The 20,262-nt window shown below is 57.0% G+C and carries 16 protein-coding genes; 5 read left to right on the top strand and 11 right to left on the bottom strand.

Annotation, left to right across the window (positions count from 1 at the left end; translation table 11 throughout):
- Positions 1–65 precede the first annotated feature (65 nt).
- Positions 66–1,328, bottom strand: coding sequence for a M20 family metallo-hydrolase (locus TAM4_RS11235; protein ID WP_014123351.1), 1,263 nt, complete (start codon positions 1,326–1,328; stop codon positions 66–68).
- A gap of 106 nt (positions 1,329–1,434) precedes the next feature.
- Between TAM4_RS11235 and TAM4_RS11230 the strand changes: the two genes are divergently transcribed.
- A complete protein-coding gene (locus tag TAM4_RS11230; RefSeq protein WP_014123350.1) occupies positions 1,435–2,250 on the top strand; it encodes an MBL fold metallo-hydrolase in 816 nt (271 codons plus the stop codon).
- On the opposite strand, the gene glmM is transcribed toward TAM4_RS11230, so the two are convergent.
- From glmM to TAM4_RS11190, 8 genes are all read right to left on the bottom strand, one after another.
- The gene (gene glmM, locus TAM4_RS11225; protein WP_014123349.1) at positions 2,219–3,589 is read right to left on the bottom strand and encodes a phosphoglucosamine mutase; all 1,371 of its coding nucleotides are present in this window, start codon (positions 3,587–3,589) and stop codon (positions 2,219–2,221) included. The two genes, TAM4_RS11230 and glmM, sit on opposite strands and share 32 nt — an antisense overlap.
- Positions 3,590–3,611: 22 nt before the next feature.
- A complete protein-coding gene (locus TAM4_RS11220) occupies positions 3,612–4,010 on the bottom strand; it encodes a UPF0146 family protein (protein ID WP_014123348.1) in 399 nt (132 codons plus the stop codon).
- A 22-nt stretch (positions 4,011–4,032) separates the two neighbouring features.
- A complete protein-coding gene (locus TAM4_RS11215; protein ID WP_014123347.1) occupies positions 4,033–5,148 on the bottom strand; it encodes an ABC transporter ATP-binding protein in 1,116 nt (371 codons plus the stop codon).
- Positions 5,149–5,175: 27 nt separating this feature from the next.
- On the bottom strand, positions 5,176–9,309 hold the full coding sequence (locus TAM4_RS11210; RefSeq protein WP_014123346.1) for a glucodextranase DOMON-like domain-containing protein: 4,134 nt from the start codon (positions 9,307–9,309) through the stop codon (positions 5,176–5,178).
- Between the two features lie 39 nt (positions 9,310–9,348).
- Entirely contained in the window at positions 9,349–10,680 is a 1,332-nt protein-coding gene (locus TAM4_RS11205) for a sugar ABC transporter permease (protein ID WP_014123345.1), read from the bottom strand.
- A complete protein-coding gene (locus tag TAM4_RS11200) occupies positions 10,680–11,579 on the bottom strand; it encodes a carbohydrate ABC transporter permease (protein ID WP_014123344.1) in 900 nt (299 codons plus the stop codon). Before TAM4_RS11200 ends, TAM4_RS11205 begins: the two co-directional genes overlap by 1 nt.
- Positions 11,580–11,614: 35 nt before the next feature.
- Complete coding sequence (locus tag TAM4_RS11195; RefSeq protein ID WP_014123343.1) at positions 11,615–13,033, bottom strand: extracellular solute-binding protein; 1,419 nt, start codon at positions 13,031–13,033, stop codon at positions 11,615–11,617.
- A gap of 62 nt (positions 13,034–13,095) precedes the next feature.
- Positions 13,096–15,012, bottom strand: a complete 1,917-nt coding sequence (locus TAM4_RS11190; protein ID WP_014123342.1) for an alpha amylase N-terminal ig-like domain-containing protein — start codon at positions 15,010–15,012, stop codon at positions 13,096–13,098.
- A 72-nt stretch (positions 15,013–15,084) separates the two neighbouring features.
- On the opposite strand from TAM4_RS11190, the gene trmBL1 reads away from it, so the two are divergent.
- Positions 15,085–16,107 (top strand): HTH-type sugar sensing transcriptional regulator TrmBL1, encoded by a 1,023-nt coding sequence (gene trmBL1, locus TAM4_RS11185; RefSeq protein WP_014123341.1) that lies wholly within the window; start codon positions 15,085–15,087, stop codon positions 16,105–16,107.
- A gap of 5 nt (positions 16,108–16,112) precedes the next feature.
- The gene (locus tag TAM4_RS11180; RefSeq protein WP_014123340.1) at positions 16,113–17,456 is read left to right on the top strand and encodes a glycogen synthase; all 1,344 of its coding nucleotides are present in this window, start codon (positions 16,113–16,115) and stop codon (positions 17,454–17,456) included.
- Here TAM4_RS11180 and TAM4_RS11175 read toward each other — a convergent pair.
- Entirely contained in the window at positions 17,453–17,815 is a 363-nt protein-coding gene (locus tag TAM4_RS11175; protein WP_014123339.1) for a ribonuclease P protein component 2, read from the bottom strand. The genes TAM4_RS11180 and TAM4_RS11175 overlap by 4 nt on opposite strands.
- 67 nt (positions 17,816–17,882) lie before the next feature.
- Between TAM4_RS11175 and TAM4_RS11170 the strand changes: the two genes are divergently transcribed.
- Together TAM4_RS11170 and TAM4_RS11165 are read left to right on the top strand one after the other, a co-directional pair.
- Positions 17,883–18,968: a radical SAM protein gene (locus TAM4_RS11170; RefSeq protein ID WP_014123338.1), complete on the top strand. Its 1,086-nt coding sequence runs from the start codon at positions 17,883–17,885 to the stop codon at positions 18,966–18,968.
- A gap of 58 nt (positions 18,969–19,026) precedes the next feature.
- Entirely contained in the window at positions 19,027–19,818 is a 792-nt protein-coding gene (locus TAM4_RS11165) for a PIG-L deacetylase family protein (protein ID WP_048150735.1), read from the top strand.
- Here TAM4_RS11165 and TAM4_RS11160 read toward each other — a convergent pair.
- Entirely contained in the window at positions 19,811–20,260 is a 450-nt protein-coding gene (locus TAM4_RS11160; protein ID WP_014123336.1) for a type II toxin-antitoxin system VapC family toxin, read from the bottom strand. The genes TAM4_RS11165 and TAM4_RS11160 overlap by 8 nt on opposite strands.
- Between the last annotated feature and the right edge of the window lie 2 nt (positions 20,261–20,262).

Below are 20,262 nucleotides of genomic sequence, written 5' to 3'. Positions count from 1 at the left end.
CCATCGACAGTAGGGCGGTGGAGTATAAGTAGCCTTCCACCGCTTCAAAAGAAGTTGAAGTAAAGTCAGCGCAGAGCTAAGTATGCCATGACCTTGGCATCTTCGACCATGTTGTCAATCTTGGCGTACTCGTTGGGCTGGTGGGCAGTTTCGTCGAGCGTCGCCCAGACAACCGCTGGAATTCCCTTCCTCCTGAAGAACGCCGCGAAGGTTCCGCCTCCTATGCCACCAACCCTTGCTTCCTTTCCGCGGAGTTCTTTTATCGCCTCCTTCAGGAGCTTCACTATCTCACTGTTCGGGTCCGTCGGCGGTGCCGGGTCGCCCCTCTGGAGAACCTCCACCTCGATTTCGGGGAGAACCTTCCCGTCAAGCTCCTTCCTGTGCCTCTCCTTAACTTCCTTCGCGACGTCCTCGACGTCCCTGAGAATATCGTCAAGGCTGTACCTCGGCAGGACCCTGCAGTCGAAAACGACCTCGTGCTCGCCGGGAATTATGTTGGGGCTGTCGGCCGGGTTTCCTCCCATCGTCGGCTCGAAGGTACTCTCCGGCGGGTCAAAGAGTTCGTCCCTCTCGCTGTACTTCTCGTGAAGCCTTTTGTCGAGGTTGTAGGCCAAATCGAGTGCGACGCGGTGTGCATTCAGGCCCTTGTCCGGCATGCTCGCGTGCACCTGCTGGCCCTTGACCTTGAGCTTGAACCACAGGATTCCCTTTTCGGCAACCTCTATGAACGTTCCGTCCTCGTTTCCGCCGTCTGGGACGAGAACGAGGTCGTCTTCCCTGAATAGCTCCGGGTGCTCCTTCATCAGCCACCCGATTCCGTACTTGCTCCCGGTTTCCTCGTCGCTGACGAAGGCCAAAATGACGGTTCTCTTCGGCCTTATTCCGAGGTTCATCATGGCCTTCACAGCGTAGAGCGAAGCAACCAAACTCTGCCCGTTGTCCTCGCTTCCGCGTCCGTAGACCTTGCCGTCCTTGACGAGCGGTTTGAATGGCTCCGTAACGGTCCACTTGCTCAGGTCCCCCGGCGGAACGACGTCGATGTGCGTAAGAATCCAGAGCCTCTCGCTTTCCTCACCTTTCTCGCCGTAGTAATAGGCCAATACGTTCGGCCTGACCCCGTTCTTGGCCCTCTCATCGGGCGCGTTATAGACCTCGACCTTGTCGAAGGGCCAGTCCATGATAATCTCAAGCAACTTCTGCGCCTTGTCGTACTCCCCCTCGTAGCCGTAGTCGGGGCTTATGGCCGGAATCTTAATCAGCTCGACGAGCGTCTTTACCATCTCGTCCCTTAAGCTTTCAACTTCCTTCAGAACCCCTTCGAACTCCATCAGAACCACCGCCACTACTTCTCCCCGGAGCTTAAACCGGTTTCGGAGCGCTTATATACCCCACCGCCCAAACCCTACCGTCCGCAGAGGATACGGAGGTGAGGGAGTGATAGAGATAACCTTCCTCGGGAGCGGGGGCGGGAGGTTCATCACAATAACCCAGTTCCGCTCCACCGGGGGATTCCACATAAGGGCGAGCAGGAACGTTTACGTCGACCCCGGACCGGGAGCGCTCGTCAGGAGCTGGCGCTACAAGCTCGACCCGAGAAGGCTCGATGCTATCTTCGTCTCCCACAGGCACGTCGACCACTGCAACGACCTCGAGGTCATGGTCGAGGCCATGACCGGCGGTGCGCTCAAGAAGAGGGGAGTGCTCATAGCTTCGAAGAGCGTCGTCTACGGCGACGAGACTCATACGCCTGCGATAAGCAAGTACCACATAGAGGTCCTTGAGAGCGTCCACACGCCAGAGCCGGGCAACAAGATAGCGATAGGCGAGGAGGAGTTCCTCATAACGCCGAGCCAGCACTCGGACCCCACAACCATCGGCTTCCGCATGAAGACCGCCTACGGCGACATCTCCTACATCCCGGACACGGCCTACTTTGACGGCCTTATAGAGTGGCACGACGGGGCGAGGGTTCTCATAGCGGCGATAACGCGCCCGAGGGATATGGGGATTCCCTACCACCTCAGCACCGACGATGCCGTTGAGATGCTCAAGAGCATGGAGAAAAAGCCCGAAGTCCTGATAATGAGCCACATCGGCATGAAGATGCACTTCGCCAACCCCTACAAGGAGGCAAAGTACATCGAAACGGTGACCGGCGTCAAGACCTACGTCGCCAAGGAGGGCTTCAAGGTCATGATAGACAAAAGGGAAATAGCAGTCAGAACCCTTCGACCCGCGCGCTTCGTTTGAGCTTTTCCACTTCTTTTGCAACCGTTTTATAAGCTAACTCGAAGAGCTCGTCCCTTCTTTTTTCGCTCGGTCCCTCGACGACGACGCGAATCTTCGGCTCCGTCCCGCTCGGCCTGACGAGAACCCACGAGCCGTCCCTCAGCTGGAAGCGGTAGCCCGAAATCGTGAGAATTTCTTTGATTTCTTCCCCTAAGGCCTTCTCAAGCTCTTCTCTGGCCCTCTCGACGACCTTCCCCTTGAGCTCGTCCGGGCACGGGACGTTTTCCTTCCTCAGGTAATAGACCGGAATCTCCGAGACGAGCTTCGAGAGGGGGCCTTTCTCGTCAATCATCTTAATCAGGAGCGCCATCGTCACGAAGCTGTCAATCCAGTTGCCGAACCTCGGGTGCACAAGCTTCCAGGGTTCGCCGGCGAAGATGGCTCCATATTTCTTTATGCCGTCGTGGGGCTGGCCGAGGGGAACGCGTACAACCTTTCCTCCGGCCTTTTCAACCACCTCATCTATCCTCGACCCGGTGTTTATCGACGTAACAACCGTTCCCCCGCCGTTTTCTTCAACGTAGTGCCTGGCGAAGAGCGCTATTACCGTGTCCTCGTCAACGTAGTTACCCTTCTCGTCGAAGACCGCTATCCTGTCGGCGTCGCCGTCCTGCGCTATAGCCAAATCGACGCCGAGTTCTTTAACAAGCTCCCCGAGGTAGGCGATGTTTTCATAGCGGGGCTCTGGCTTCCTTCCCGGGAAGTGGCCATCAACGTGGGCGTTCACGCTTATAACCTTAGCTCCCATCTCGCGGAGCAGGTAAGGCGCTAAAACGCTTCCTGAGCCGTTGGCCCCGTCGTAGAGGACTTTAAGGTTCGTCTCGTGGTTCACGAAGTCGAGAACCGCTCCGATGTAGTCGTCTATAACGTCGAGGGGTTTAACCGTTTTAATCTCGTTCCACTCCGCTTTTTTGAAGTTCCCTGAGAAGATTATCCCCTCAAGCTCCCTCTCCTGCTCGACGTAGAACTCGGTCCCGTCGCCGTTGAAGACCTTTATCCCGTTGTCGGTCGGAGGGTTATGACTTGCCGTAATCATAACCCCCGCGTCGCCGTGCTCCCTCGTTGCCCATGCTAAAGCTGGAGTTGGAATCAAATCGGCATCTAAAACCTCCATTCCGCTCGCGAGTAAGCCACTTATCACCGCGTTCTTGAACATGATGCTTGAGGTCCTCCCGTCCCTCGCGACGACGGCTTTTCCCCTCTTGTATGTTCCAACGGCCATTCCGACCTTCAACGCAAGCTCGGGCGTCACCTTCTCCCAGAGCCTCCCCCTAATTCCCGCGGTGCCAAAGAGCCTCATACCACCACCGGCTTTAGTTCGCTCACGGCTTATAAACGTATATTGCCAGTCCTTTGTAGTTCACGAGCCTCATCTGTTTGGGCACGGAGTCACCGCTCAGGGGCAGAATCACGAGGGGAACACCGGTCTTTCTGCTCAGCTCGACGATGGGCTTCATTATCTCGGGCGTCGGTCTTACGGAGTAAAGAAGGACCGCGTCCCTGTAAAGGCTGACCCTTGGCCTGAAGAGGTCGTCGCGGACCGCTTTTATGCCGGCTTTCCTCGCGTTCTCGACCGCTTCTTCGTTCCAGTCTATCGCCAGAACGTCGTAACCGAGCTCGGTCAGCCTTAGGGCCACCTTCGTCTGGAAGCCTATGCCAAGCTCTACCGCCTTTCCCCGCGGGAAGTTCTCGGCTATGAACTCCGCCAGTTTCTCGAGCATGGAGAAAAGGGGAAGGGGGAGTTTAAAAGATTGCCTTTCCGTTCTTCTCGAAAACGTGAGCCCTGCGCATGTCGAAGACCACATCGACTTCCTGGCCTTCCTTTACCTTCGACTCCGCCCTGAAGGAGCCGAGGAATGTAACGCTACCAACGCGGAGGTGGACTATCTTCTCGCTTCCGAGGTTCTCGATGATCTCCACGATGGCCCTGGTCATGTTCTCCCCCGGTATCTTAACCTGGGCGAACATGGCGTCGTAGATGTCCTCCGGCCTTATCCCAAAGATCACTTCCTTTCCGATGAGGTTCCTCTCCCTGAGGACTTCGAACTGGTCCGGGAGGAGTTTGAGCTTGAACTCGCCGAAGTCGGCAAAACCGTCCTCGGTTATGGTGGCGTCCAGGAAGTTCATTGGTGGTGAGCCTATGAAGCCGGCAACGAATGTGTTGGCTGGTTTGTTGTAAACTTCCTCAGGCGTCCCAACCTGCTGAAGAACACCCTGATTAATCACAGCAATCCTATCACCCATCGTCATAGCCTCAACCTGATCATGCGTCACATAAATCGTCGTAACCCCAAGCTGCCTCTGCAACTTCTTCAACTCAGCACGCATCCTCACACGAAGCTTAGCGTCAAGATTACTCAACGGCTCATCCATAAGAAAAACCTTAGGCTTCCTAACAATAGCCCTACCCAAAGCAACCCTCTGCCGCTGCCCACCACTCAACTCCCTCGGCTTCCTATTCAAAAGCCCAGCAAGACCCAACATTTCCGCAACTTCCCTAACGCGTTGATCAATCTCCTGTCTAGGAACCCTCCTAAGCTTAAGAGGAAAGGCTATATTATCATAAACCGTCATGTGAGGATAGAGGGCATAACTCTGAAAAACCATGGCAATATCCCTGTCCTTCGGCGGGACGAAGATCCCCTTCTCCGGATCCGCAACAAGCTGACCCCCAATAAAAATCCGCCCCTTCGTAGGTTCTTCTAGGCCTGCTATCATCCTAAGCGTCGTCGTCTTCCCACACCCACTCGGACCAAGCAAAATCATAAACTCACCATCCCTAACGTGAAGGTTCATGTCTCTGACCGCGGTTACCTCGCCAAACTGCTTCCACACGCCCTTGAGCACGACTTCGGCCATTGTATCACCTCCAAAAATGGGGAAAGGTCAAAGCCTCCTCCTGAGGAGGAGCGGGATTATTGCGAGGCCAACTATCAGGGCCGGCCCGCAGAGCTTCCAGCCGCCCTTCGAGGAGGTAGTGGTCGTTGTGGTTGTGGTAGCGGCGGTCGTTGTTGTCGTGGTAGTTGTGGTGCTTGTAGTCGTCGTTGTAGTGGTCGTGGTCGTCGGCCCAGAACCCGAGCCACCGGATGAAGTGGTCGTCGTAGTCGTAGTTGTGCTAGAAGTCGTGGTTGTGGTGGTAGTCGTTGTGGTCGTGGTTGTTGTCGTGCCCCCTCCGGTGGAGGTGCCCTTGATGAGGGTTATCATTAACACGGTGGCCCTCTTTCCTTTCTCTGCATCATAAGAGCTCAGCTGCTGCTCCTGAGTGGGTTTGAAGCCGGGCGGAACGAGCTCGTCCATCACCCTTGGCTCGACGCCGGCTATGATTGCATCGGGGTCTCCGCCCCCGACCTTCCACTGCTCGGCCTTAACGGCCACAGGCCTCCACTTGTCCGGGCCATAGCCGTCTTGGCTTCCAGTGAGTATCGAGGCGTAGAGGCCGTACTCCGGACTGACCCGGAGGTACCTCTTCGGGAGCTCCACGATTATCGCGTTCTTGGTTGGATCGGCGGAGATCTTCATTTCGCCCTGGTAAACCGTTCCGTTCGGGAGAACGATCAGGTTGCCGTAGTCCCAGCCGGCGATCCTGAGCGCGAGATCCCACGGGTGCTTTGGATCGAGGTCGACGTTGGCGCCGGGGCCGTCTGGATACATCTTTATTGCCGAGGTGTTGCCTCCGTCCTTGAAGTCGAAGTAGGCTTCGATTATCTGCAGGCTGAAGCCGTTCGGTCCATTCCAGGGGTTGTCGCCGAGGTTCTTGAAGTAGAACTCAAGGCGCCAGCAGTCGCTCTCGTTCACCATCCTGAACTTGAGGAGGTCGAATGCGCCCGGAACGAAGACCGGGTCGGTCGGGTAGGTGTAGGTTCCAGGACCGTGATCGTCACCCTCTGGATCCTTAACGACTATTCCCGTCTTGAGGAGCGGGATCGCCTTTACGGTTGCGCGCTTTCCTTTCTCTGCATCATAAGAGCTCAGCTGCTCCTCCTGAGTAGGCTTGAAGCCGGGCGGAACGAGCTCGTCCATCACCCTTGGTTCAACGCCCGCTATGATAGCGTCTGGATCTCCGCCTCCGACCTTCCACTGCTCGGCCTTAACGGCCACCGGCCTCCACTTGTCCGGACCATAGCCATCCTGCGATCCAGTTAGAACGTCTCCCCAAAGGCCGTAATCCTCGTCGATCTTGATGTACTTCTTCGGGACCTTGACTATTATGGCGTTCTTGGTTGGATCGGCAGAGATCTGCATCTCACCCTGGTAAACCGTTCCGTTCGGCAGGACGATCAGGTTGCCGTAGTCCCAGCCCGCAATTCTGAAGGCCACGTCCCACGGATGGTCCGGATCGAGGTCAACGTTTGCCCCCGGACCGTCGGGGAACATCTTTATTGCAGAAGTGTTTCCGCCGGGCTTGTAGTCGAGGTAAACCTCGATGATCTGAAGGCTGAATCCGTTCGGTCCATTCCAGGGGTTGTCGCCGAGGTTCTTGAAGTAGAACTCCATGATGTAGTCGTCGGTGCCCTCGAGGAGCCTGAAGCGGAGGAGATCGAAGACGCCGGGCTTGAAGACCTTGTCCGTCGGGTAGGTGTAGGTTCCAGGACCGTGATCGTCTCCCTCGGGATCCTTGATGTCCGCTATGACAACGCCCTTGACCTGAGTGGGGAGTTTGAGCTCGACGGGGGTGCTTATCGTTTCAAGGCTGCCGTTCCTCACGGTCGAAACTGCGAAGTAGAAGTCGCTGGGGCTCTCGATGTAGTCAAAGGGCACGGTGATTTCAACAGAGTCACCGGTTCTCTCAACGGTGAGGTTGCCGAGGAGGGTGGAGTTATCGTAGCCGGTCGCGTTGTAGATTTCAGCAGTGCCGTTTCTATACAGAATGTGCTTGGTTATCATCAGGCCAACGCTGTCCTTCGAGAACGGCCAGGTTGAGTATCTCAGCTCGTCCGGCCTGCTCTGGAGCAGGGTGAAGGTGTTTCCAACGCGCCTGTTCACCTCGTACAGGCTCACCTCGAACTCGCTCAGGTTGCCGTTTAGAACGAAGTGGAGCCCCTTGCCATCGAAGTAAACGCTGACGTTCTTGGCCAAGGGTGAGAGGCTCGAGTAAGTCCTCACCTGGCCCTCTTTGAGGCCGTCGAGGGACCGCCTTATGTAGGGCTCGCCGTCGGGGTAGTAGTTGCCGTAGAGGTAATCCGGCGGGGTTACGTTCGCGAGGCGGTAGATCTCGTACAGGTAAACCTTGAAGTAGCGGTCAAAGGCGTAGTCCTGCCCGCTGTCCTGGTCCTTGCCGTACCACCAGAACCAGTCGCTACCCTCAGCCCTGAGGAGGTATTCGTTGGCGTTCTCCCACCTGGCAAGGCTCATCGAAGCGTTGTGCTCCATGAGGGTCTTTCTGGCAAGGTAAAGCCAGTACCAGGCGTAGTTCTCCTGGGGCTCACCGATCCACGTCGAGAGCGTTCCGTCTATCCAGCTGCTCTCGGGCCACTGCATCTCCTCCTTTATTCCCGCCATGTCGTAGAGCTCGTTGAGGCTCTGGGCCTTCAGAAGGGCCTTAACGTGCTCCTCGCTGGTGAAATCGAGGCGCTCCATCATCTTGGGCGTTAGAACCTTGGCCTTGTCGCCGTAGAGCTGGATGTACTCGCTCGGCGTCAGCGTTCTTATGAGGCCCTCCTCCTGCAGTTCGGTGAGCCGCTTGTAGAGCTGGGTGAGGAAGAGCTGGCCGTCGTAGGGGTAGTGCTCCCACGGGTTCTCGCCGTCGAGGGTTACGACGTAGACGAGCGAGCCGTCGTAGTTCTGCTTCTGGATCTTGAGGAGCTCGTTTACGAAGTCCTCAACGGCCTGGTACTGGTTCATGCCGGCGTAGCGGAAGCCAACCCTGTCGCTGAGGTCGTGGTTCCTCGGGAAGAGGTATATCTTCTTGTCGCCGAACTGGGCCACCCAGGGGTGGTAGTAGTTGTCAACCGTCTTTGGGATTCCCATCCTCTCAAGGACCATCTGGTCCGTCATGACCCACTGCCAGCCGTTGTCGGCGAGGATCTTCAGTGTTTCATCGTTCAGCGCGGATTCGGCGGCCCAGCCTCCCCTGGGCGTAACGGTGCCGTTTCCGAGGTACTCGCGGTAGAGCTCGTCGGCCTTCTTAACCTGCTCGTCGAAGTCCCTCTCCCAGCCGAAGTCGTTGAGAATCGGCCCTATCGGGTGGGCGTAGGGAACGACCGTGACCTCTACGTTCCCGTTGCCGAGGAGGAGGTTTATCCTCTCGTGCTCCTCGAAGGTGTGGTTGAGGAGCCACATCTGAGCATTCAGGACGGTTTTAAGGTCGTCCCTCGTGTAGTTGCCCTCATCAACCCTGTCGTATATCGCCTTCAGCTCCGGGTGGCTGACGATGTAGCCGTAGTCTATCCAGGCCAGGTTGAAGTAGACGGCGAGATCTATGTAGTCCTGCTCCGTGAATTCACCCGTTATCTTGACCTTCTGCTCCTCCAGGGGCAGGTTTGAGTACTTTTTCTTTGCGTTCATGAGCTTGTCCTTGAGCTCGGTGTAGTGCTTCCAGATCTTCCTCGTCGGGTTTCCGTCCTTATCGGTAACGGGCTCGCCGTTCCAGGGAATGGTGTGGTCGAAAAAGCCCCCGGGAACCTGGAGAACCTGCCACTTCTCGTCAAGGCTCAGCGGCGCTCCGTTCGCGATCTTGTAGCTGATGATCTGCAGTGTGTCCTCCTTACCGTGCATGTAGTCCACTATCTGGGCTATGAGAGAACCGGAGAGGTCTATGGTCGCGTGCACTTCCGGATACTCGCTTAGATAGTGGGCCATCTTCCAGTAGTCGTTGGCCGCGTGGAGCCTCACCCAGGGCCTCGTGTAAACGTTGAGGATGGGGTCGTAGTAGAAGGGCTGATGCTGGTGCCAGACTATGATAACGTTGAGCGGCTTCGGCTTGGTCTCATCGGCACTGCCGAAGTGCACACTGAATGCACTCACGATCATAAACCCGATCAGGAGCAGGGAAAGGGCAACTTTTCTATTCCACCGTACCATCTCACAACACCTCCATAGACAAAGTCGTAAAAAACGAAATCATTCCTTGAGACCCCCAACGGTCAATCCGCTCTTGATGTAGTTCTGGGCGAGGAGGAACATTATGAACACCGGGAGCGCGAAGAGCAGTGCCGCCGCGGAGAACTGGTTCCATGAAACGTTCCTGAGGTCGTTGAGCATGCTGAAGAGCCACACCGTCAGGGGGTAGTTCTCCTGATTGAGGAGCAGGTTGGCGAGGATCAGCTCTGTCCAGCCGCCGATGAAGGCGAAGATTGCAACGGTTGCTATTCCGGGCAGGGCCATCGGGAGGAGCACGTGCCAGATTATCTGGAGGTAGTTCGCACCGTCCACGAGGGCCGCCTCGTCGAAGTCGGGGCTTATGGAGTCGAGGTAGCTCTTGAGGAGCCACGTGTTGAAGGGGACACCACCGGCGGCGTAGATGAAGGGAAGGACGTAGATGTTGTTGGTCAGGTTGAGCTTAACGAGCATTCCGTAGAGGGCAACCAAGCCCGCTATCCCCAGTCCTCCGGCAACCTGGGTGAACATCAGGTAGAAGTACAGGATGTGCTCCCTGCCGAAGAACTTGAGCCTTGAGAAGGCGTAAGCCGCTGGAACCGCGAAGAGCAGCGTCAGCACGACCGTTAGGGACGCTATGATCAGGCTTCTCTTGAGATAGCCGAAGAAGCCGCCGCCGACCTGGTTCACGAAGACGTAGAAGAAGTCCCTGGCCTCGAAGTGTCCTTTTTCGGAGTCGAGCCTAACCCTGCCGGAGAGCCTGAGGGTGACGTTTTTGCCCACGTAGATGTTGTTGTCGATTCTGGTCAGCCCCTCGAGTGGAAGGCTCGTCTTGCCGTTCACGGTTATTTTAACCTCCCTGGCCTTGAGGTAGACCCTGCCGATGATGCCCTGGGTGGAGCTTATCTTCTTCGCGTCCATGGAAACGAACTCGCCCTTGACGTACCTGACCTGACCGTTTTCGACGCTCTTGTTGGCTCCCTCGACCTTGATGTGCGACACGTACTTGAGGTTGAAGGGCGTGTTTATGTAGGCCTTGCCGTAGAGCACACCGTCCGTGTACTCTATGGTGTACTCCGTTCCGAGCAGCTTGCCCCTGGATGAGGTTATGTTGAAAACCTTGGTCTTCACGGTCGCCTCCTTGTGGCCGAACATGACCTCCCTGTAGTTCTGGAGCGTCACGTGGTCCGGGATTATGTCGAGGGACGTCGAGGCGAGCGTTCCCTGAGGTTTCAGCGAGACCGTGAACATGTAGTAAACGGGGAAGAGGATTATCCCCATGACTATTACCGCCAGGGCCGTCGCGAGGAGGGCCTTAAAAAGCTCCCTCCGGTTCCTGAAGTGGAAATCGAACATCAGCTAGCCCCCTCCTGCAGTTTGGTTATCTTCATGCTTATGTACATGTAGACGGCCAGGATCAGGGTGGCTATGAAGAGAACCGCCGCCGCTCTGCCGTAATGGGGAATCGAAGCGCCAAAAGCCCTCTGGTAGCCGTAGAGGAGCAGGAACCTGTCCTCGAAGAGCGTGCCGTTGTAGAGGAATGGAACCAGGAAGTACTGGAAGCTGGCGGCGCTCGTGAGTATGGTGGCGAAGGCTATCGGCTTGCTAACTATTGGGATGACGACCTTAGTGAGCCTCTGCCAGTAGTTGGCCCCGTCTATTATGGCCGCCTCGACCAGTATGTCCGGAACCGACTGAAGGGCCGAGGTTATCACCGTCATCATGAAGGGATAGGCCAGCCAGACCTCGATGATGTTGAGGGCTATGAAGCCGTAGGTCGCGTTGTTTATCCAGTCCGGGGGATTTGAGACCCCAAAGTCGCGGAGGATTATATTGATGGGCCCGAATATGGGATCGAACATGAAGCGCCAGACCGTGATCGAGAACAGGAGGGGAAGGGCCCAGGGAACTATGAGGAGCGCCCTGTAGAGGGACTTCCCGATGACGTACCTGCTGTTGTAGAGGATCGAGAGGAAAATTCCCGCCAGAACCTTGAGGGTGACGCTGGTCGCCACGAAGATCCAGGTCCAGAGGAAAGCCGATCTAAATCCAGGATCGTTGAGGGCCCATCTGAAGTTGTCAAGACCAACGAACTTCAGCGGCGGAGCGTTGGGGGTCTGAATCGGGAAGTTCCCCAGCTGGGCGTTCGTGAAGGCGATGTAGATCGAGTAGAGTATCGGGTAGATGTTGAAGAAGAGGAACGCGGCTATGCCTGGAAGGATCAGCGTTAGTGCCGCAACTGTGCTCTTTCTCATCCCTTTCACCTCTCAAGAAAGTTAAAAAGAAGAGATCAGCTGCTTATCGCCTTCAGGATTTCCTTCTGGGCGTCCTCCAGGGCCTGCTCAAGGGTCTTCTTGCCGCCGATGTAGTCGGTGATAGCCTGACCGACCGGACCCCATACCGCGGCCATCTTCGTGCTCTTGGGCATCAGGTAGGCGTGCTGGAGGGCCTGCATGTACGCACTTATGACCGGGTCGCTGGTGATGTCAGGGTTGTTGGCGACGCTCTTGAGAACAGGAACGTAGCCGTTCTGGAGGGCGAGGGTTACCGCGACGTCCTCGCTCGTGGAGAACCACTTGAGGAACTCCCATATCGCCTGCATCTTGTCGTCGGGAGCGTTGGCGGTAACGTAGATCAGCTTAACGCCCGCGTAGGGCCTCGGGTAGTAGGTCTTTCCGTCCTTGTTGATCGGCGGGAGCGGGACGACGCCGAAGTTTATGCCGGCTTCCTTAACCCCTGAGATGCTCCAGGGGCCGTTGATCATCATCGGGGCGTTTCCGCTCGTGAACAGATCAACCTGGGAGTTGTAATCGGTAGTGTGGGCCATGTACGGCCAGATGTTGTCGAAGAAGAACTTGAAGCCCTCTATTGTGGCCGAGAGGTTCAGGCCGGGCTTCTCGGTTTTGTCGTCGAAGTAGTAGCCGCCGAAGGCTTGAGCCCAGGCGGAGAGGAAGTACGGATCAACGGGGCTGGCTATTCCGTACTTACCGTTGTCGGGGTCGTAGTACTTCTCCATGATTTGCTTCATCTCGTCGAAGTTCTTGGGCGGGTTCGGAACCATGTCCTTGTTGTATATCAGCGCAACGGTCTCGGCCGCGAAGGGAACGCCGTAGTAGTGCCCCTTGTACTGCATTGCATCCTGGGCAAGGGGTATGAAGCTCTCGGTGAAGTTCGGGGTAACGTAGCTGTCTATGGGCTTGAGGAGGCCTCCCTCGGCGAACTTCCCTATCCAGTCGTGGGCCCAGATGAAGAGATCCGGTCCCTTGCCGGCGGGGATCGCAGCCTTTAGGGCGGTTTCGAGGTTGGCCTTGTACTCCATCTTTATGTCGATGTTCGGGTGCTCGATCTCGAACTCGGAGATGAGGTCCTTGAAGGTCTGGGCCTCGGCCTGACCCATCGCGTGCCAGAGGACTATGGTGACCTTCTTGCCAGGGGTAGCCGTGGTCGTTGTGGTAGTTGTAGTTGTCGTCGTGGTAGTTGTTGTGGTTGTAGTGGTCATTTCGGTCGTCGAGGTCGTGGTGGCCTGTGAGGTGGTCGTCTGGGAGGTTGAGGTTGTGGTCTGAGCCTGAGAAGTGGTCGTCTGTGATGATGAGCTCGAAGAAGTCGTTGAGGGGCTTGAGGTTGTACCTCCACCACCAATGCAGCCGCTGGCCACGACACCAAAGAGCAAAACTCCAATCAGGAGCAGGGTAAAGAGTCCTTTTCTCATATTTACCACCCACCGCATTTTGGCAATAAGGTATCATCGTCAGTGATATATATACCTTGCGATTATCGGCCGGCATCGATTATCCTGAAGGCCAGCGGTGGGATGGTAATCCCTCTCCCATCAGGGAGGGGAACCTCAGCCGGGGCGTCGGAGCAGTTTATGGCAACGATCAAGACCTCATCGCCGGCGGCCCTTTCGTAGACCATCGTCCTGCTCCTGAAGAACAGGGGCCTGAAGGTCCCCACCTGGAGGGCCCTGGAGTTCCTCCTGAGCCGGACCAGTTTTTCGGTCGTTTTCAGTATTTTATGGTTCCAGTTTTCGCTCTCCCAGTCCATCGGAGTCCTCCCGACGTCGAGGCCTCCCCCCTTTCTGCCCCTCAGCCCGATCTCATCGCCGTAGAAAACAGCGGGAATGCCCTTGTAGGTCATCAGAAAGGCCAGGGCGCAGAGGTAGATCCGCTCGTCGCCAACGAGGTCGAGGAAGCGCTCAGTGTCGTGGTTGTCGAGGAAGTTGTAGGCGTAGTACTCGGCGGGCCCGTAGCGAACGCTGATGAGCTCGAGCTCGTTCAGGAACTCCTCGGCGGTTGTCTCGCCAAAGGCAAAGAACCTGAGCATCGCGTCGTAGAGCGCGTAGTTCATGACCCCGTGGAACCCCCGGAATAGGTAAAGCCTCCCGTCGTCCATGACCTCCCCGATCAGGTAGGCTGATGAGGGCACTCTCTCCCGCACCCTTGCCCAGAAATCAGGGGGAACGCCGTGGGCCACGTCGAGCCTCCATCCATCCGCCCCGCCCAGCCAGTGCCGCATAACGCCAACGACGAACTCAAAGACCTCCTCGTTATCGTGGTTCAGCCGCGGCATCAGCCAGACGGAGTAAAAGCTCTCGTAGTTCCAGCCGACTTTCCTCAGGGCTTTCCCCAACTCCCCGGGGGGCAGGTCAGAGTTCAGCACCTCAAGAAAACGCTCCGAGACGACTGGAAAGCCCAGAACCCTGTAAAACCCTGCGTACCTGCTTTTTTCGCCCTTCTCAACGACGTCCTGGAAGTACGGATGGAAGAAGCTGGTGTGATGAAAAACCCCGTCGAGGATCAGCCTGACGTTCCTTTTCCTCAGCTCCCCCACGAGAGCCTCAAAGGCCTCATCCCCACCAAGTCTCCTGGAAACGTGGAAGTAATCAACGATGTCGTAGCCGTGATAGGTTGTTGACTCGAAGATCGGGGTTAGATAGAGGGCGTTGAAGCCCAGTCCGGTGATGTGGTCCAGCCTCTCAATCAGCCCCCAGAGGTCACCGCCGCAGAAATCCCCAGAGTCACCGAGAGAACGGCCGGCGAAGCGATCGGGCATCACCTGGTAGAAAACTCTTCCGAGCGGCCACTCCGGGGCCTCAAGTGTCATCGGAACGGCTTCAAAAGGGCCAAGCTCAAAAGTCCCTTCCCTGCCCTCTCCCACGAACGAGTACTCGATCGTCCCCTCAATCCCGCCAACGTCCACCCCGAAGTAGTCGAAGAGCTCATCGCTCGCCCGCTTCCTCATCTCGATTCTCGCATCATCCATCACAAGGAAAACGGAGTGCAGACGATCTTTTCTCGCCCTGAGAATGAAGTGAACCCTCCCGCCGAAGGAGTAAAGGTGGAGGAGGGAAGGCGAGTGATAGGCCAGCTCCGGGCCGGCAATCCTCGCGACGCTGACCGTTTTCTCGAACTTGTACGATGGCCTGCGATAGGTTTCGGTGCTTTCGTTTTCGGGGTCAACCTCGAACCTGCCCCCCAGCGAGAACGCGTACCTCCAAACGCCCTCGGGGAGGAGAACCGTCACAGCCCAGCGGTTTCCACGCTTCTCCATCCTAAAGCTCCCCTCGTTGAAGGCGTTGAAGCTCCCGAGGAGATAGGCGTACTCCTCGCCGCGATAGGGAATTGAAAACTCAACCTTCGCGAGCCTCCCGAAGACTGGATCCTCAACGAACCCGAAAGTTTTATACACATCGACCACCTTTGTATCACTGGTAATGAATAAACTGGTACCAGTGAACTTAAGCTTGTCGGGGGTTAAGGGATGAGGGAAGATGAGATAATTGAAAAGCTCCAGAGGCTCGGCCTGACGAAGTACGAGAGCGTTGCCTACATCACGCTCCTCAAGCTCGGCCCGAGCAAGGCCACCGACATAACGAAGGAGAGCGGCATTCCGCACACGAGGGTCTACGATGTCCTGAGCTCGCTCCACCGGAAGGGCTTCGTCGACGTCATGCAGGGCACGCCGAGGCTCTACAAGCCGGTCAATCCCGAGGTGATACTCGAAAAGATCAAGGAGGAGATTGTAAAGGACATAGAGGCCCTGAAAGAGGCCTTCCTCGAGCTCTACCGCGAGGTTCACGGCGAGGAGCTGCCGGAGATATGGACGATACAGGGCTTTGACAACACCATAGAGAGGGCAGAATACGTCATCAGAAGCGCGAAGCACGAGGTTCTGATCAACACCCCGCTGGAGTTCCTCGAGCTCCTCAAGAACGAGATAAAGGGCAGGAAGGACGTCGTGTTCGTGATCATAAGCAACTTCAAAGACGTTCCCGACTGGCTGAGGGGCGACAACATAATCCTCGCAAGGAGCGGCGGGGCGCCGTGGCTCATGGCCAGCTGGGTAATCGGGGACATAGACTACGCCCTCTTCTTCGGTGCCCTGCCCCAGGACACCAGAAAGGAGAAGTTCTACTCCTTCTGGGCCAAGAGCCCGAGGATAATCCAGAACTACATGCACTGGTTCTACACCATCTACTTCGACAACAGCGAGGTCATCAAGCCCCTCAACTACGAGAAGCTTCCAAAGCCGCTCTCCCTTGTCAACATCCGGACCCTCATCACGGTTCTACGCTTCGTCGGGCTTCCTAGGAGGGCAGAGATCGTCGGCAGGATCATCGACACGAAGGAGCCCGTGACGATAGACGGCGAGATAGTCGCCTACGAGTACACTCCACTGACAGCGAACGTCACCTTCAGACACAACGGAAAGGAGCTCAAGGTCGGCGGAATCGGGAGCTACTTCGAGGACGTCGAGGGCGAGAAGTTCATACTCCTCGAGTGATGCCTATGCGCGTTCTCCTCCTATCCTTCGAGTACCTCCCCGTCAAGGTCGGCGGCCTGGCGGAGGCAGTGACCAACATAGCCGAAGGATTGGCCAAGGGCAACGAGGTGATCGTCTTCACCCCCGACCACGGACGGAACCTCGGCGAGCCTTTCCTCACTTTCAGGCTCTCCTTCGAGGGCAGAACCGTCGAGGTAACCGCCAGAAAGCGGGAGCAGAACGGGGTCACGGTTTACACGCTCTCCGGCGACGTTCTCGACACCGACGTCTATCCTGACTGGGAGACCCTCCTCCGGAAGGCCGTCCTCTTCGGGAAAGCCTCGGCCGGTCTGCTCAACCACCTCATCGAGGGTTTCAAGCCCGATGTCGTTCACGCCCACGACTGGCACACGGTTTTTGCCCTCGGACTTTTGAAGAAGTACTTCTCGCTTAGGGCCGTTTTCACGGTCCACAGGCTCAACAAGGCCAAAATTCCGGCTCACTACTTCCACGAGGCCAACCTGGGCGAGCTCGCGCCTTATCCGGAAATAGACCCCGAGCACACCGCCTGCTACGTAGCCGACGCGGTAACGACCGTTAGCAAAAGCTACCTCTGGGAGGAGTGGGACTTCTTCAGGAACTTCGACGGCAAGGTGACGCACGTCTTCAACGGCATAGACTGCTCCTTCTGGAGCGAGGAGCTCCTTGAGAACGCCGACAAACCGAGGGAGGAGCGGAGACGGCTAATCCTCGGGCGCTTCGGTTTGAGCGACGGAAGGGCCTTCATGTTCATCGGCCGCTTCGACAGGGCCCAGAAGGGCGTTGACACGCTCCTCAGGGCGATAGAGATACTCTCCGGCGATCCCGCTTTTAGGGAGATGCGCTTCATCATCGTCGGCAAGGGCGACCCCGGATTGGAGGCCTGGGCCAAAGCCGTTGAGAACCGCTTCCCGGAGAACGTCAGGGTAATCACCGACGTCCTGCCGAGGGAAACCGTCCGCGAGCTGTACGGCTCGGTGGACTTCGTGGTGATTCCGTCTTACTTTGAGCCCTTTGGATTGGTTCAGCTCGAGGCGATGTGCCTCGGGGCGATTCCAATAGCGAGCGCCGTCGGGGGGCTCAAAGACACGATAATAGACCTCAACGCCGACCCGGATAACGCCACCGGAATCCTCGTCCCACCGAGAGACGCCTTTGCCCTCGCGAGGGCCATGGTTTCGGCTAAAGAGCTCGATGAAGGAACCCTCGCAAGGCTCCGTGAGAACGCCAAGAAGCGCGCGAGAAGGGACTTCACCTGGGAGAAGGCCTGCAGGCGCTACCTGCTCGTTTACACCGGCGCTGTGGACAAGGCGATGCCCTTCCTGCTCTAACGCCAGCCGAATTCAGCTAAAAACTTCCTCTTCAGCCTTTTTATCGTTCCCGAAACGCCAAGCGTCCTGAAGATTGCCCTCGAGCCGTTTATCTCCGTCACGAGGGTTAGGGCAAACCTGAGCTCTTCCACATGCTTCCTGTCAACCCTGACGATTCCGGTCTGGCTCTTCTCGTCGAAGCGTATGAACCAGGGCTTTGCTTTGGCCGAGCCGAGAACACCGAGCGTTGAGAGGCTTGCCTCCCAGATGGCTTTCTTGACCTCGTCCTTCCGGAAGGGCCTCTCCCCAATCAGCTGGAAGGCTATGTAGCGGTGCTTCTCGCGGAGCGTCGGGGGCAGGTACTTCGGCTTCTCCCTCATAGGCATCGGACAACTTTGCCCGCCAACGTTTTTAAGGCCTATCCCCGGGTTAGGGTTGGCGAGGGCTATGGTATGGGAGACCCCTTACTTCTCGTACGCCGTGAGGGAACTTCCGAAGGGCTGTCAGCTCTGCGTTAGGGGTGAGAAGCTCGTCCTCTTCACCACAGGGAAGTGCCCGAGGGACTGCTTCTACTGCCCGCTGAGCCCCTGGAGGAGGGAAGATGTCGTTTACGCCAACGAGAGGCCCGTTAAGAGCGTTGATGACATCATCGAGGAGGCGATGATTCAGGAGGCAAAGGGCGCGGGCGTCACCGGCGGGGACCCCCTCGCGAGGCTCGACAGAACGGTTCAATACATCCGCGCGCTCAAGGAGAACTTTGGCGAGGACTTTCACGTCCACCTCTACACCACCGGCGCTTTAGCGACCAAGAAGAACCTCGAGAAGCTCTACGATGCGGGCTTAGATGAGATACGCTTCCATCCAGATCTCTTCAACCCGAACTCGAAGCTCTTCAAGGTGGAAATCGAGAACATAAAGAACGCCTTCGACTTCGGCTGGGACGTCGGCGGGGAGATCCCCTCGATTCCCGGACAGTTCGAGAGGATGAAGTGGTACGCCGAATTCCTCGACAGCCTCGGCGCGAAGTTCCTCAACGTGAACGAGCTGGAGTTCAGCGAGGTTACCCTTAAAACCATGCTCGACATGGGCTACGAGCCGGTAAGCGACGAAAGCTCAGCGATAAAGGGCTCGCTTGAGCTCGGCCTTAAGTTGCTCGAGTGGGGCGAGGAGAACACCTCGCTGAGCTACCACCTCTGCACGGCCAAGCTCAAGGACGCCGTCCAGCTAAGGAACCGGTTGAGGAGAATGGCGAGGAACGTTGCCAGGCCGTACATGGAGATCACAGAGGACGGAACGCTCCGCTTCGGCATAGCTGAATACGATGACCTCGACGGACTCTACGAGTTCCTCGTCAGCGAGGCCGAGGTTCCGGAGGAGTGGCTCTACGTAAACAGGGAGAAGGGCAGGATCGAGATGCCCGAGGAGGTCGCTGTTGAGCTGGCCGAGGCCATCGAAGGCGACGTGTGGTTCTTCATCGTGGAGGAGTACCCAACCTTCGACAGGATGGAGGTCGAGAGGATTCCCCTGCCCTGACCCCCTATTATGAAAACCGAAATGATTATAAAAACCTTGGATTTTATAACAGCGGGTGATGGTTTTGAGCTTCGAGGCCTCGCTCGAAAAGTTACTCGCACTTCTCGACTTCGACCTCTCGGATCCTTTTAAGGACGTTGAAAAGGTTCTCTGCATCGAACCCCATCCCGACGACTGCGTAATCGGTCTCGGGGGCACGATAAGGAAACTCACCGAGATGGGAAAGGAGGTCGTCTACCTCTGCCTCACCGACGGCTCGATGGGAACGACGGATGAAAACGTCAGCGCCCATGAACTCGCCCTGATCAGGAAGCGCGAGGAGGAAGAGAGCGCGAGGATGCTCGGCGTGGAGAGGATAATATGGCTCGGTTACAGGGACACGGAGCTCCCCTACACCGTCGAGGCGAGGAATCAGATAATCAAAGTCCTCAGGCGGGAGAGACCAGATGCCGTTCTTGCCCCCGACCCCTGGCTGCCCTACGAGGCCCATCCTGACCACGTAACCGCGGGAAAACTTGCCCTTGAAGCGGTCTCCTTCTCGCCGCTGCCCAACGTCGTCCCGAGCGACGTCCAGCTCGGAATAAAGCCCCACCAGGTCGATCTCTTCGGTTTTTACTATACGGCGAAGCCGAACTACTTCATTGATATAACGGGGCTCATGGAGCTCAAGCTGAGGGCGATAAGGGCCCACAGGAGCCAGTTCACGGACGATGTCTGGGAGAAGTGGGAGCCATTCCTCAGAACCGTGGCGGAGTTCTACGGGGAAAAGATTGGGGTGAGGTACGCGGAGGGTCTGCGCTTCATGCCCGGGCTCTTCCTCCACATAACCCCTTTCGCCGGGCTTATCTGAGCTCCCGCTCCACGATCCTCTCCATTTCCCTTAGGAACTTCTCAAGGGGCATCACGTCGAGGCCGAACTGCCTCATGTGCTCGTACCTCTCGGGCGACTCGGTGACGAGGAGGCTGTTGGTGGTTATGGCCGTCGAAGCCGCGAGAACGTCCTCAGGATCAACGACCAGGCCCCTCTGGAGCAGGTATCCCTCGATCTTGCTCGCACGGACGATTATCTCATCGCTCAGGGGCACGACGTTGTAGATCTCCTTGAGCAGGCCGAGTTCCCTCTCGACGTTCCTCTTCAGGTAGGCCTTGGCGGCCAGGTAGTTGTACAGGCTCAGGACAGGGACGTAGACCGTGAACTTGGCGAGGGTTATCTCGAGCTGCCTCTTCCTGTTCGCGGTGTGCATCTTGAGGAGCGCGATGCTGTCAAAGGTTATCTCCTGCGGCAGGGGCATTT

The sequence above is a fragment of the Thermococcus sp. AM4 genome (assembly GCF_000151205.2).
Lineage (GTDB): Archaea > Methanobacteriota_B > Thermococci > Thermococcales > Thermococcaceae > Thermococcus.
Note: the sequence above shows the minus strand (reverse complement) of the source record. Positions and strands in the feature narration are given on the sequence as shown.